The organism is Mesorhizobium sp., assembly GCF_004962245.1.
Classification (GTDB): Bacteria; Pseudomonadota; Alphaproteobacteria; order Rhizobiales; family Rhizobiaceae; genus Mesorhizobium.
Window position 1 is genome coordinate 65487 of record NZ_SUHQ01000005.1, and the last position, 12691, is coordinate 78177.

Annotated in this window: 16 protein-coding genes; 8 read left to right on the top strand and 8 right to left on the bottom strand. The window is 61.7% G+C overall.

Annotation, left to right across the window (positions count from 1 at the left end; genetic code table 11):
• The first annotated feature begins 25 nt into the window (after positions 1-25).
• On the top strand, positions 26-1558 hold the full coding sequence (locus E5X88_RS07025) for an HWE histidine kinase domain-containing protein (RefSeq protein ID WP_292159618.1): 1533 nt from the start codon (positions 26-28) through the stop codon (positions 1556-1558).
• Positions 1559-1730: 172 nt separating this feature from the next.
• On the opposite strand, the gene E5X88_RS07030 is transcribed toward E5X88_RS07025, so the two are convergent.
• The 3 genes from E5X88_RS07030 to E5X88_RS07040 form a co-directional block, all read right to left on the bottom strand.
• The gene (locus E5X88_RS07030; RefSeq protein ID WP_292159620.1) at positions 1731-2195 is read right to left on the bottom strand and encodes a hypothetical protein; all 465 of its coding nucleotides are present in this window, start codon (positions 2193-2195) and stop codon (positions 1731-1733) included.
• 11 nt (positions 2196-2206) lie between these two features.
• The gene (locus E5X88_RS07035) at positions 2207-2533 is read right to left on the bottom strand and encodes a hypothetical protein (RefSeq protein WP_292159622.1); all 327 of its coding nucleotides are present in this window, start codon (positions 2531-2533) and stop codon (positions 2207-2209) included.
• Positions 2534-2664: 131 nt separating this feature from the next.
• Positions 2665-3426, bottom strand: coding sequence for a Crp/Fnr family transcriptional regulator (locus E5X88_RS07040; protein ID WP_292160081.1), 762 nt, complete (start codon positions 3424-3426; stop codon positions 2665-2667).
• Between the two features lie 209 nt (positions 3427-3635).
• Between E5X88_RS07040 and E5X88_RS07045 the strand changes: the two genes are divergently transcribed.
• Positions 3636-4016 (top strand): response regulator, encoded by a 381-nt coding sequence (locus E5X88_RS07045; RefSeq protein ID WP_292159624.1) that lies wholly within the window; start codon positions 3636-3638, stop codon positions 4014-4016.
• Between the two features lie 36 nt (positions 4017-4052).
• Here E5X88_RS07045 and E5X88_RS07050 read toward each other — a convergent pair whose 3' ends face one another.
• Complete coding sequence (locus tag E5X88_RS07050; protein ID WP_145711386.1) at positions 4053-4604, bottom strand: RNA polymerase sigma factor; 552 nt, start codon at positions 4602-4604, stop codon at positions 4053-4055.
• Positions 4605-4607: 3 nt separating this feature from the next.
• A complete protein-coding gene (locus E5X88_RS07055) occupies positions 4608-4802 on the bottom strand; it encodes a NepR family anti-sigma factor (RefSeq protein WP_292159630.1) in 195 nt (64 codons plus the stop codon).
• Between the two features lie 233 nt (positions 4803-5035).
• Between E5X88_RS07055 and E5X88_RS07060 the strand changes: the two genes are divergently transcribed.
• The 6 genes from E5X88_RS07060 to E5X88_RS07085 all read left to right on the top strand — a co-directional run bounded on the left by E5X88_RS07060 (position 5036) and on the right by E5X88_RS07085 (position 8541).
• On the top strand, positions 5036-5830 hold the full coding sequence (locus E5X88_RS07060) for a response regulator (protein ID WP_292159632.1): 795 nt from the start codon (positions 5036-5038) through the stop codon (positions 5828-5830).
• A gap of 247 nt (positions 5831-6077) precedes the next feature.
• Complete coding sequence (locus E5X88_RS07065; RefSeq protein WP_126035236.1) at positions 6078-6245, top strand: DUF1328 domain-containing protein; 168 nt, start codon at positions 6078-6080, stop codon at positions 6243-6245.
• Between the two features lie 156 nt (positions 6246-6401).
• Positions 6402-7433 carry a sensor histidine kinase gene (locus E5X88_RS07070; protein ID WP_292159637.1) on the top strand — a complete coding sequence of 344 codons (1032 nt, stop codon included), beginning with the start codon at positions 6402-6404 and terminating at the stop codon, positions 7431-7433.
• A gap of 146 nt (positions 7434-7579) precedes the next feature.
• On the top strand, positions 7580-7762 hold the full coding sequence (locus E5X88_RS07075; protein ID WP_292159639.1) for a hypothetical protein: 183 nt from the start codon (positions 7580-7582) through the stop codon (positions 7760-7762).
• Between the two features lie 129 nt (positions 7763-7891).
• Positions 7892-8218 carry a hypothetical protein gene (locus E5X88_RS07080; RefSeq protein WP_292159640.1) on the top strand — a complete coding sequence of 109 codons (327 nt, stop codon included), beginning with the start codon at positions 7892-7894 and terminating at the stop codon, positions 8216-8218.
• Between the two features lie 80 nt (positions 8219-8298).
• Positions 8299-8541, top strand: a complete 243-nt coding sequence (locus E5X88_RS07085; RefSeq protein WP_292159642.1) for a YMGG-like glycine zipper-containing protein — start codon at positions 8299-8301, stop codon at positions 8539-8541.
• Positions 8542-8634: 93 nt separating this feature from the next.
• On the opposite strand, the gene E5X88_RS07090 is transcribed toward E5X88_RS07085, so the two are convergent.
• The 3 genes from E5X88_RS07090 to E5X88_RS07100 form a co-directional block, all read right to left on the bottom strand.
• Entirely contained in the window at positions 8635-10278 is a 1644-nt protein-coding gene (locus E5X88_RS07090) for a CHASE domain-containing protein (RefSeq protein WP_292160083.1), read from the bottom strand.
• 143 nt (positions 10279-10421) lie between these two features.
• A complete protein-coding gene (locus E5X88_RS07095) occupies positions 10422-11216 on the bottom strand; it encodes an ATP-binding cassette domain-containing protein (protein ID WP_292159645.1) in 795 nt (264 codons plus the stop codon).
• A 96-nt stretch (positions 11217-11312) separates the two neighbouring features.
• Entirely contained in the window at positions 11313-12644 is a 1332-nt protein-coding gene (locus tag E5X88_RS07100) for a sugar ABC transporter permease (protein ID WP_292159648.1), read from the bottom strand.
• Positions 12645-12691: the final 47 nt, after the last annotated feature.

Below are 12691 nucleotides of genomic sequence, written 5' to 3' on the forward strand. Positions count from 1 at the left end.
GCACGCCGATGAATTTGGGGGCCTTGTGGATAGCCGGGTAGAGAAAAGGCCGAATCTGCCGGTCGATGTCCTTAGCGTGCTAAGGGCGCAGGATCGGCTTGCTGTACTCCACGGTCTCGATGCACTCGACACCGCGGCCGATCCTGACTTCGACCATATCAGTGGGCTCGCCGCCGCGGTCATGCAGGCGCCCATCGCGCTGGTGACACTGCTCGACGCCGAACGGCAATGGTTCAAATCCTGTGTCGGCCTGGATGAGACCGAGGCCGCGACCGACACATCTTTCAGCGCCCATGCCATTGCCGCCGGCGACGAGCCGATGGTGGTGACCGATGCGGCCGCGGATGCACGTTTCAGCGCCAGCCCGCTGGTCACCGGCAAGCACCATGTCCGTTTCTATGCGGGGGCGGCGATCGTGGTGGCCGGCGCCCGGATCGGCACGCTCTGCGTACTCGACAGGAAGCCGCGCGCGTCCCCGTCAGCCGCCGAGCTCGGACAGTTGACGGCGCTCGCCAGTCTCGCTGCCAGCCTGTTCGCATTGAAGGACGCCACCCGCAACGGCGCCAGCGCCGCAGCGGCGCTGGCGCGCGAGGAAAAGCGGCGCGGCATAGCGCTCGATGCCGCCTCGCTCGCCAGCTGGGCATGGGATATCCACACCGATATGATCGAATGCGACGTCCGATTGTCCGAGCTGTTCGACCTGCCGCGCTCGAACCGGCTGAGGGCGCGCGATATTCTTGCCGCCATCGACCCGCGCGATGTCCACCAGACCGAGACGCATTTTCGCGACGCGCTGGCCAGTGGCGACGACTATTTTGGCGAATACCGCGTCAAGGGCTTCAGCCCGCCGCGCTGGGTCGCCACGCGCGGCCGGGTCATCGAGCGCGACAGCGACGGCAAGCCGACGTTGATCTTCGGCGTCAATTACGACGTCACCGAACGCAAGCTGGGCGACGAGCGGCAACGGCTCTTGCTGCGCGAGCTGAACCATCGCGTCAAGAATACGCTGGCGACCGTGCAGGCGCTGGCGACGCAAACCGTTCGCCATGCCCACCGGCCGAGCGAGTTCCTCGAAGCCTTCAGCGCCAGGCTTCAGGCACTGGGCGCCGCTCACAGCCTGCTGTCCGACCGCGAGTGGCGCGGCATCGGCATTCGCGAACTCGTGCAGGTCGAGGTCAAACCGTTCGACACCGCCGAACAGCCGCGCATGACGATCTCAGGCGCCGATCTCCTGCTTTCGCCCGACCAGGCCGTTGGGCTTGGCCTGATCCTGCATGAACTGGCCAGCAACGCCCTGCAATACGGATCGCTGTCGGCGGCCACGGGCAAGGTCGATCTCGACTGGAAGGCACAGGGCCGGAAAGGCGCACGGCGGCTGGTGCTGACCTGGCGCGAAAGCGGCGGGCCTGAAGTTGCCTCGCCCGAACGCTATGGCTTCGGCTCGATCCTGATCCGCCGCAGCCTGGCCAAGGTCATCTCCAGTGAAGTGACCCATGAATTCCGGCCGGAAGGCGTGTTCGCCGAGATATCGATGCCGCTGGAGGCCCTGTCGAAGTGACGGCGCAGCGGTCTTGGGCATGCATTAAGACAGGAACCTAAAGCGCGTCGCATGACGCCTTCAGACGCGACGCGCTTTAGAATCATGCCGAACCGAAGGTCCGCTTCAGCGAAAAGCGGCGCCCGGATTTCGGGCGAGAACATGGTCAAACAGGAACAAGAACAGTTTCGAGTTATTTCGCTTCGCCGGCATCCGGATCGTCAGCGTCGGGCTTCACGTTTTCGCGGTAGATGGCGTAGGCGACGAGTGCAATCACCGGGCCGAGAAGGGTGCCCAGGCCGCCTTTCCCCTTGAGCAGTGTCGGCAGCACGGCGAGCGCGGCCGCGATGCCGATTGCCTTCATGTCGGCGTTGCGCCTTCGCGCCCGGCGCCGGGTGCGGGCACCGGCCGACAGTTGATGGATGAGCAGGAGGAGCCCTGCAATCACAAGGAAGCCGATCCCGAAACCGATGCAGGCTCCGATCGGCCCATAGCGGCCCGCCACCCAGACATAGGCCGCTCCGACGAGGAAACCGAGGCCGCACAGTGCTGCAAGTGCTGCAAGCGCATAAACGATTGCAGCCGTGCGCGCGCGGCGCACGGCTGCAACAATTTCACCCGAGGCCAGGCCCGAGATCAGCGATGCCAGCATTGCCATCTGGGTTGAGGCTAGCGGCGCGCGAGAAGCGCGAACAGAAAGCCGATGCCTGCCGCGATCGCCAGCGATGTCACCGGCTTTTCGCGCACGCTCGCCGCCACTTGCGCCTCGATGTCCTTGGCGTTGCTGCGCACGGTGTCGAAGGCTGCTTCGCCCTGGGCGCGCAATTGCTCGACACCTTCAACGGCAGCCCGGCGGGCCGTCCCATAGCCATGTTCGCCGGTCTTGGCCAATTGCTTGGTGAGTTTTTCGATATCGGCTTTCAATTGCCTGATGTCGGCCTCGAGGTCCGAATTCGCCCGGCTTTCGTTTGCGGTCTTTCCTGCGGCAGTCGCCATTGCTTAACTCCTTGCGTTTGCTTGATTTCAAACGCCCGATACACGCCAAGGTTCCTAAATCGAAACGATCCATGAAAAGACTTTTCCACACATGAGTCCAGCCCAACCCGATTTAGGCTTGGAACTGGCCGTCAGATCAGTGGCCGGCACCCCTCGCTCACCCCCTCCCAGCGCGCGAGCTCCTTCAGCTTCTCATTGTCGATCACCTCGCAGCCGCCGTCGCGCCAGAGGATCAGCTTGCGGTCCATCAGCTTACGGATCGTCTTATTGGTGTGGACCAGCGACAGGCCGAGCGTATCGGCGATGTGCTGTTGCGTGATTGGGATCCGAACCGGTGTCTTGCCGTTGAGCCCGACCACCGCTGCGCGGCTGGATATGAACGCGATGAGATAGGCGGCGCGTTCGAGCGCGGTGCGCCGGCCGATGCTGAGCAGATTTTCGTCCAGCATGCGCTCCTCCCGCGAGGCGAGCCAGGTGATGTCGTAGGCGAGGCCCGGATGATTACGATAGAGTTCGTGAAGGGTTTCACGCTCGAAGACGCAGAGCAACATTGGCGATAACGCCTCGACGGAGTGTTGCATCTCGCCCATCAGGCTGCCCTGCAAGCCGATGAGGTCGCCAGGCATGGAATAATTCATGATCTGACGGCGGCCATCCGACAGCAGCTTGTAGCGGAATGCCCAGCCTGAAAGCACTGTGTAGAGATGAGCGCTGTGGCTTCCCTCGACCAGAACAGTGGCACCCTTTTCGACGGCCAGTTCGCCCTTCTTGAACGTGCTGACGAAGGCAAGCTCCTGCTTCTCGAATGCCCGGAACGCCGGCAACGGCCGAAGCGGGCAATCTTCGCATGGATACTGGCGGGTGGAAAAAGAACGGCCGTTCCGGCCAGGCATTTCGATCCCCTCCTCGAAAGCGTTGCCCTCTTTGAAAGGGCGATAGCAAACGCCCTGCAGGCATCGAGGTTCCGTTATCTGCGATGGCATGTCATTTTTAAATGACAGGATGCCAAATAACTTTAAATGACAAGACACCAAATAGAGATCATGACTCCTCTATACCCCGCGCTTCCCCTGTTCCCTGCGCTTCAAGGAGACATTGCCACGTGCCCCGACTGCTTGACGGATTGCGGATTCTTGTTCTGGAGGATGAATTCCTGATCGCCATGGATGTCGAGCAGCTTTGCCGCGACTATGGCGCCGGCGACGTAGTCATCGCCCGCGATCTGGCTGAGATCGATCGCAAGAGCGTTGCCTCGCAATTCGATGCAGCCATCGTCGACCTCATGCTCGGCGGCACTTCGACGCTCGGTTTCGCTTCGCGGCTGCGTGAATCGGGCGTGCCTTTCGTCTTCGCCTCGGGCTACTCGGACATGGATGAAATCAAGGTGTCCTTTCCGGATATCAGATTGGTCACCAAGCCCTATTCGGGAGACGATCTCGTGGAGGCGGTGGCGGCGGCGTGCGGGCGCGGGCCGCTTGTTTGAGGTCGGAAACTTTGATGTCCGGAAACCGATCCGTACTCAGGCGGCGTTCGACCCTGTCACCTGAGCCGAGATCGCATCCGGGCCAAACTCGTCTTCGCCGGAAATCTTCAGGATTTCCTGCAGCCGGGTGCGGGCACGGCTGACGCGGCTCTTGATCGTTCCGACCGCGCAGCCGCAGATCTCGGCGGCTTCCTCATAGGAAAAGCCCGAAGCACCGATGAGGATGATGGCCTCGCGCTGATCCTCGGGCAGTTGCTCGAGCGCGCCACGAAAATCCTTGAGGTCAAGCTGGCCGTGTTGGGCCGGATGGACGGCTAGCCTGGCCGTCATGATACCGTCGCTGTCCTGGACCTCGCGGCCGCGCTTGCGCATCTGCGAATAGAATTCATTGCGCAGGATGGTGAACAGCCACGCCTTCAGATTGGTGCCCGGTTCAAAACTTTCATGCTTGTCCCAGGCTTTGACCAACGTTTCCTGCACAAGATCGTCGGCTTTGTCGGCGTTTTGCGTCAACGACACGGCAAAGGCCCGCAGGCTCGGAATCGAGCCGAGCAGATCGGTCTTGAAGCTCTGGGAGACGGCCGCCATGCCTCAGTCCTTTTTCCGTGCAGGTTGGGCCTGTTCCAACTGACTGAGCAATTGGGCGAAGCGATCCGGCACACTGTCGGAGACCAGCTCGTCGTAGTATTGTTTGAGTTTGCGGCCGATTTCCGAGTTTGGCCCGAGTGGGTCACCGGAAGCAGCCCGGCGCCGGTTTACGGCGCCAGCCGTGGTATCTTTCGTCATGTCTTCATTTCGCCCTCTTGTTCCCAGCACCCTGCCGCCCTTCAATACGCAAAGCAAGCGACACCCCTCGTCTGGCTGCCCATCCCGACCTCAAACGCCGTCCCTTTATATAAGTTCCCCAGCATCGGAACTTTTTCGGAAAGCCGGCGTTTTTGTTTTCAGGGTTTATTCTCGGGGCTAGCAATCACGTTGGTCATCAATAGATGCAATCACGTCAGAGGGAGACGTCTACCATGAGCCTATCCGCAACCATCGCTCCGCACCTGCCGTTCCTGCGTCGCTTCTCGCGGGCTGTTTCCGGATCGCAGGAGAGTGGCGACGCGCTGGTCGCCGCAATGCTCGAAGCTATCATCGCCGACGTCGACATCTTTCCAGACGCGTCGAACGACCGCATCGCGATCTACAAGGTCTTCGCCAGGCTCTTCACCTCGGTCGCCATCCGCGTTCCGCAAGAGCAACCGCAGTCGGCGTGGGAACAGCGCGCCGCCGCCAACCTGAACGCGATCTCACCCCGCCCCCGCCAAGCCTTCCTGCTGGTCGCCGTCGAAGGTTTCAGCGAAGACGAGGCGGCGGAAATTCTCGACGTCGACGATCAGGAGTTCTCCGAACTTCTCGCCGAGGCCAGCAACGAGATTTCCCGTCAGGTGGCAACCGACGTGCTGATCATCGAGGACGAGCCGCTGATCGCCATGGACATCGAACAAATGGTCGAAAGCCTGGGCCATCGCGTCGTCGGAACTGCGCGTACCCACGCCGAGGCGGTGGCGATGTTCGCAAAGACGCGACCAAGGATGGTGCTGGCCGACATCCAGCTTGCCGACGGCAGCTCGGGCATCGAAGCAGTGAACGAGATCCTGTCGTCCACGTCGGTGCCGGTGATCTTCATCACTGCCTTTCCCGAGCGCCTTCTGACTGGCGAGCGGCCGGAGCCGGCTTTCCTCGTCACCAAGCCGTTCAATCCGGACATGGTCAAGGCGCTGATCAGCCAGGCGCTGTTCTTTGACCGGCATGCGAAAGCCGCTGCATAGCAAACCGGGGTAGGCGCAGCCTCACGGCGCCGCCCCGTCTTCTACAGATCGCCCGTCTTCTCCAGATCGTCCGTTTTCCACAGACCGAATGACGCTGGTCCCTTGCGGCCGGCGCACGTTCCTTGCGCCTCGAGCGTCCCGATTCAGTTCGGGCCGGAAAGCTTTCCAGGGATCGTCTTTTTCGGCAAATAGTGGAACAAACGGCAGCGAACGGCGTTTTTGCCGTACCATTCGAAGGAGATGGATCATGCTTTACTGGGCGCTCGTATTTCTCGTCGTAGCGATCATTGCTGGCGCTCTCGGTTTCGGCGGCATTGCCGGCACCTCGGCTGGCATAGCGCAGATATTGTTTTTCGTTTTTCTCGCTTTCCTGGTCATTTCTCTTATCGCTGGCCTGTTCAAACGGGCGTCGTGAACGCCAGGTGCGATCGAACACTGGGAGCCGCACCCCTCAAGCGGTTTCCAGCTACCGCCGGGCGGTGTCCTTCAACGGGACGTCGCTCGGCGGACCTCTTTTGGGAACCCATTTTTCCGTCAGCCGTTCAGCCTGAATTGGGCGGGTGAAGTGCTGATGCAATCCAGAACCGGAGACATGAAAGATCGCGGACGGAGTGATGAGATTATCGCTTTACGTCCTGCTGAGGCCGGAATGCAGGTTGGTCAGGCCCTTCTCCATGCGCTGCGCAATGCAGGCATTTCGGTTCTCTATCAGGATCGCGAGATGAAAACCGTCTGGGCTCGCAACATGCGTCCGCCATGGGCTTCCGATACGGCCGACAGCGGCATCTTGCCGCCGGCGCAAGCGGAGCGCATCGGTGCGGCCAAACGCAACGTCGTCGCATCCGGCAATCCGGAGCATCTTGAGCTCAGCATTCCTGCCGACGACGGCGTTCGCTGGTTCCAGGTATGGGTAGATGCGGATCACGACGACGGCGGCGCCGTGCAGGGCGTCGTCACCACCATGGTCGAAACGACCGAACAGAAACGTCGCGAGCAGACCCTTAAGACGCTGCTGCGCGAGGTCAGCCACCGTTCGAAGAACCTTTTGGCCATCATCCAGAGCATCGCCACCCAGACCAGCCGTTATTCGGACACGCTCACTGATTTCCTGACACGCTTTCGTGGCCGGCTGCAGTCGCTTGCCTCGTCCCAGGATCTGGTGACTTCGTCCAACTGGCGAGGAGCGGCACTGCGCGAACTGGTGTCCGGCCAGGTCGGCCGCTATGGAGCCGATCCGTTGCGCAGCCTGCGTTTCCGGGGTGCAAATCCGTACCTCAACCCCAATGCCGCCCTGCATATAGGCTTGGCCATGCACGAGCTTGCCGTCAATTCGGTCAGCTACGGCGCTCTGTCGCGAACCGACGGATTCGTCGAGGTGACGGCCGATCTCACGGCCGCGTCCGCTGGCGAGACCGCCCTGTCGCTGGTATGGGCCGAAGCCATCGGAACCAACGACAATCAGCCCAGCGAGAAGCGTTTTGGCAGTGTCGCGCTCGAGCGCGTCGTGCCTGCATCGTTGAACGGTACGGCGACACTTGAAATCGCCGGAGGCCGCCTCGAGTATCGCCTTGTCGTTCCTCGCGGCAATTTCGAGACGGATTGAACGGACAACAGCCGAGCCAAAGGGGGCCGGGATCGATACCGGCCGCGCTGGCTTTAACCACCTGTTCACCATAAAGTCCGATGCTGTTTTCCCAGACCACTCCACATGACGTTTTCGGCCGCAGTTCGCTGCGCAGCACAGGAGGAATGGCTTTGACGGTCGCCGACATCAACAGGCTGGAACAGGCCGCACGCGTTTCGATGGGCGGGTTTCAGGACCTCGAAGCATCCGCCATGCCGTCGCATATTGCTTCTCAGCCGTTCCTCCGTTTTGCCGCCTTTGCGCTGGTCGTGCTGACAGCCCTGGTCGTCACGCTCCAGTTGATCTAGAGCACTCAAAATGGCCGGCTGCTTGTGTTTGCCTCATGTCGAAATGTTTCTCCAATTGATCGCGCGCCAGCCTGCGTCGCAGGAACTTTGGCGGATGTGGCCCGTTCCTATGGCGAAAGGACCTTCGCCATGGAACACATCGCTGCCGTGCTGCTGGTCATCGGCTGTTCGAACACGATGACCGAGTGCCGTGAACTGCCCGTATCAGTGAGCGTTTTCGAAACCGCTCAGGAATGCACCGCCGAGCGCCCGTTCGCCTTGAGCGATGTGCAGGGTCAGGCTCCGCGTGTAATTGCCAAATGCCTTCCCGTCGATCCGGCGCTGGAGGATGATTACGACCAGATCGTCTGGAATGTGCGTCCGGACGGCACGCTCGACGCTTCCGTGGAGATTTCCAACCTTGTGGTTGCCTCGAACGGTGCGCGCCCTGAAAAAGATTCTCTTAGCCAACAGTGAAATCGAGCAGGCAAAACCCTTTTTCGCATGATAAATGACGGATCGGACTACAAGTGAGGACACAAGCGAGGAGTAACTCTATGCGGAAGTTGATTATTGCGATGGTTGCCGTGGTCGCGGTCAGCGGTTGCAGCACCACCGAGCAGGATGTCGGCGTCGGCGCCGGAGTCGGCGCTCTGGCCGGCGGCCTGATTGGCGGCGGCAGGGGTGCGCTCGTCGGCGCAGCCGTCGGTGCCGGTTCCGGCCTGCTGGTGCGCAACCTGCGCAATGGCTATTGCCAGTACCGCGACAACCGTGGCCGCCTCTATACGGCTCGCTGCTGATTCCGGTCAAAACGCATGGAGCAATATAAGCGGGGGCCGGCTCGCCCGGTCTCCGCTTGGTGCCTTCGAAAACTGCCGGTTCGCGGCAGCATTTCAATCCGATAGTGGAATCCTGATTTCCACGTTCAACCCGCCATCGTGAAAATTGCGGTTGATCGTACCGCGCAATTCGCGCGTGACGTTCAGATCGATCAGCTTGGTGCCAAACCCAGTTTTGACAGGTGCTTCGAGCTTCTTCTGGCCCGCTTCGCGCCAGTTGAGAACCAGCGTCCTGTCGCGCCTCCGGCCTTCGACCGACCAGTCGACCTTGAGCGCCCAGTCGCCCTTTCGGTTGTTGGCCGAATTGCCGGCTTCGCCATATTTCAGCGCGTTCGTGGCCAGTTCGTGGAAGGTCAGGCCGAGCGCTTGCGTCGTCGTCTCGTCGAGCAAAACCTCTGGCCCCGACAATATCCCCTCAGGAAGCTCCTTGCCGAACACCTGGCCAAGCTCGATGCGCAACAGATCGCCGAGATCGGCCTTCTGCCAGCGCGAGCGCGTCAGCATGTCCTGGGAAGCCGCCATCGCTTGCAGCCGGGCCGAAAAAGAGGACGAGAACTCGTGGACGTCGGTGGCGTGCGACGCCGTCTGGCGCGCGATCGCCAGCACTCGCGTGATCGAGTTCTTGATACGGTGCTTCATCTCCTGCAGCATCAGGTCTTTTTCGAGTAGGCTCTTTTCCGTCGTCTCGTGAAGCAGAGAGACCGCGTCATAAGCCCGCTCCTGATAGCGTGCCACCAGCGCGATGGCACCCGCGAGCAGCAACCCGAACAGGCCGAGCATCACTGGAATGGCGCGCGACGAGGGTTGCGAGAAGGCGCTTGTCGGCCTGAACAGGACGGTCCACGGCCGGCCGGCGACGGTGATCTCGCGGGAAACCAACAGCTTTTCGCCGAAGGTCGACACCGGCGGCGTCTCCGACTGGAACAAGAGATTGTTGGCGTCCACCTTGCCGTCATAGATTTCGATGTTGACCGGCAGCAGCGGCGTCCGGCTGAGCGCGGTCTGGAACAGGTCGCGGGCGCGGAAGGCCGCATAGAGAAAGCCTGATGTCGAGGATGTGGATGCATTGATGCCGTCCGGCGCGGTTTCGACGTTGAGCCGCACGAAGACCAGGAAGCCGGTGAAGGTCTGCGCAGCACCTGTTCCCTCGCCAAGCTGCACGCGTCCGCTTGCATGCTGTTGGTCGTCGGCCATCGCCTTTTCGATCGCCTCGCGCCGCACCGGTTCGGTGAACATGTCGTAGCCGATGCTGGATTGGCTGGACGTGTCGAACGGCTCAAACTGCACGATGGGCGTGCGCCACGGCAGCGTCGTCGTAGCCGGATAGATCACATGGCTGGCGCCATAGTCGTGCAGGAGGGTACGCTCGACCGCTGCCTCGTCGCCGGTTTTCACCAAACGGAGGAAGCCGATGCCGCGCAGGCCGGCGAAATTGCCGTCAATATCGAGCGCGCTGAAGAATGCCTTGAACTCGCCCCGCGAAATGCCGCCATTGCGGGCGTTGAACAGCGCCTGCGTCGATCGCAGCAGCGACAGATGCAGGTCGATGCGGCTATCGATCCGGTTGAGCGCATCGTCCGCCGTCGCCTCGAATTTGATGCGCGCCGCTTCCTGCGTGGCGAAGTAGGCGAATCCCGCCATCGTCAGGCTGATCAGCGCGACGGCGATGAAAGCGACGATCGGAAAGAACTTCTTCAATTTGCTGCTACGGCCCATGAATGGTTTTCGACCTTTATGGGCAAGTCCTCGCGCCAACACAATGGCGCGGCCAAACCATCATGATGGCTGGCATATCACAAGGCTGGTCACATGGTCGGTATTTAGCCGGCTTACTTTAAGCTTCAGGCGGCGATCTTCAGTGCACCTGGTCCCGGAATGGCGCCGGGCGGACACTTGCCCAGGATGATCATGCCGAGCACCTCGTCCTGGGTCACGTCGCTCGTGCGCGCCGTACCGACGACCTGACCGTTCTTCATCACGCAGACGCGGTCGGCAAGCTCGAACACATCATGGATATCGTGGCTGATCAGGAAGATGCCGATGCCGTCGGCCTTGAGCTGCATGACCAGTTCGCCGACCTGCGCCGTTTCCTGCGGTCCCAGTGCCGCCGTCGGCTCATCCATGATCAGGATGCGGGCGTTGAACAGGATGGCGCGCGCGATCGCCACCGACTGCCGCTGGCCGCCCGAGAGCTTGATCACCGGATCCTTGAAGCGCTGGAAGCGGGGATTGAGCCTGCCCATCACCTTGCGCGCCTCGGCCTCCATGGCGCCATCGTCGAGCGTGCCCCAGCCGGTCATCAGCTCGCGGCCGAGGAAGAGGTTGGCGGCGGCGTCGACATTGTCGGCGAGCGCCAGGGTCTGGTAGATCGTCTCGATGCCGTATTTCTTGGCGTCGCGCGGATTGAAGATCGAAGCCTCTTCGCCGTTGACGAAGATCTGACCTGCGTCGCGCTTGTAGGCGCCGGACAGGATCTTGATCAGCGTCGACTTGCCGGCGCCGTTGTGGCCGAGCAGTGCCACGACCTCGCCCGGGAAAAGGTCGATCGACGCATCGTCGACGGCGCGAATCCCACCGAAGGCAATCGAAATGTTGCGCATATCGATCAGTGGCGTGGGAGCAGTTGCGTCAGCCATGATCGTTCCTCCCTATGGTTTTTTGCTTGAGCACGATCTCGTCCGAATACCGGTATCCACTTTCCGCTGACGCGGACCTTCGTTTCGGAATCATGCTCACACCCGCTTGCGGTAGACGGTGTCGAGCCAGACGGCGATCACCAGTACGGCGCCGACGACGACGCTTTGAAGCGGTGAATCGATGCCGAGCAACACCATGCCGGATTGCAATGACTGCATCAGGAGTGCGCCCAGCATGGCGCCGAGCACCGTGCCGGAGCCGCCGGCAAGCGACGTGCCTCCAATGACCGCCGCCGCGATGACCAAGAGTTCGTCCAGCGTACCCAGTGCATTGGTCGACGCATTGAGACGGGCCGATGCAATCGCCGCGCTGATTGCTGCCAGCACGCCCATGATCATGAACACTTTCATGGTCACCCAGCGCGTGTTGATGCCGGCGAGTTCCGCCGCTTCCGGGTTGCCGCCGATGGCAAAGACATAGCGGCCGAAACGGGTGCGCCTGGTGATGAAGGTCATGACGATGCCCACAGTGACCGCCATCAGCACCGGTATGGCGATGCCATGGGCGATGAACAGGCCGCCTTCGGGGAGGGTGATGCCGTTCTGCTGGGCGTACCGGCGCACGATGCCGACCGGCCAGGGATAGGAATTGGCGATCCGGACGGCGCCAAGGATGGCGGCGCAAGCAACCACGCCGAGAAAGATTTCCGCCCAGACGGGGCGCAGTGGAAATTTGAACCGTTTGCGCTGCGACCGGCCGTTGAGCAGCATGAAGGCGACGGCCACACAGGCGAGAGCGCCGACGATCCAACTCGCGGTTGCCCCGATCGAGCCACGCGGCCCGCCACCCATGAGCTGGAAGGTGGCGTCCAGCGGCGCGACGGTGCGCCCGCTCGTCATCAGCCACGCCATGCCACGCCAGATCAACAGCCCGCCCAACGTCACGATGAAGGCCGGAACCTCGAGATAGGCGATGATGAAGCCCTGGAGCGCGCCGATCATGAGGCCGAGCGCCACACCGGCAGCCAGTGCGATGATCCATATCCAGGGACTTCCAAGTTGGAATCCCATGACGCGGATGAGGAATTCGGCCTGCGCCACGCCCATCACCATGCCGATCACGCCTTCGACGGAGCCGACTGAAAGATCGATGTTGCGCATCACGATGACCAGCACCATGCCGGTCGCCATGATCGCGACCGAGGAGGTCTGCACCGACAGGTTCCAGAGATTGCGCGGCGTGAGGAAAAGCCCGCCCGACAGGATGTGAATTCCAAACCAGATGACCAGCAGCGCGCCGACCATGCCGAGCATGCGTATATCGAGCTCGGTTGCCTTGAGGAACCGTCCGACGGCGCTGAGTTCGGATTCACGCGCCCGGTCTTCGGCCGTTTTGGCGGCCGGTGGGTTGGATGCCGTGTCGGTCATGATGTCCTCCCACCGGGTTGCCGTCTGGCGCGGATGCCGGAACACGA

Coding starts and splice junctions, on each gene's coding strand:
- E5X88_RS07100 (WP_292159648.1), bottom strand. CDS start 12,644: ATGACCGACACGGCATCCAACCCACCGGCCGCCAAAACGGCCGAAGAC.
- E5X88_RS07040 (WP_292160081.1), bottom strand. CDS start 3,426: ATGCCTGGCCGGAACGGCCGTTCTTTTTCCACCCGCCAGTATCCATGC.
- E5X88_RS07085 (WP_292159642.1), top strand. CDS start 8,299: ATGCGGAAGTTGATTATTGCGATGGTTGCCGTGGTCGCGGTCAGCGGT.
- E5X88_RS07055 (WP_292159630.1), bottom strand. CDS start 4,802: ATGACGAAAGATACCACGGCTGGCGCCGTAAACCGGCGCCGGGCTGCT.
- E5X88_RS07030 (WP_292159620.1), bottom strand. CDS start 2,195: ATGGCAATGCTGGCATCGCTGATCTCGGGCCTGGCCTCGGGTGAAATT.
- E5X88_RS07065 (WP_126035236.1), top strand. CDS start 6,078: ATGCTTTACTGGGCGCTCGTATTTCTCGTCGTAGCGATCATTGCTGGC.
- E5X88_RS07070 (WP_292159637.1), top strand. CDS start 6,402: ATGCAATCCAGAACCGGAGACATGAAAGATCGCGGACGGAGTGATGAG.
- E5X88_RS07050 (WP_145711386.1), bottom strand. CDS start 4,604: ATGGCGGCCGTCTCCCAGAGCTTCAAGACCGATCTGCTCGGCTCGATT.
- E5X88_RS07080 (WP_292159640.1), top strand. CDS start 7,892: ATGGAACACATCGCTGCCGTGCTGCTGGTCATCGGCTGTTCGAACACG.
- E5X88_RS07075 (WP_292159639.1), top strand. CDS start 7,580: ATGGCTTTGACGGTCGCCGACATCAACAGGCTGGAACAGGCCGCACGC.
- E5X88_RS07035 (WP_292159622.1), bottom strand. CDS start 2,533: ATGGCGACTGCCGCAGGAAAGACCGCAAACGAAAGCCGGGCGAATTCG.
- E5X88_RS07095 (WP_292159645.1), bottom strand. CDS start 11,216: ATGGCTGACGCAACTGCTCCCACGCCACTGATCGATATGCGCAACATT.
- E5X88_RS07060 (WP_292159632.1), top strand. CDS start 5,036: ATGAGCCTATCCGCAACCATCGCTCCGCACCTGCCGTTCCTGCGTCGC.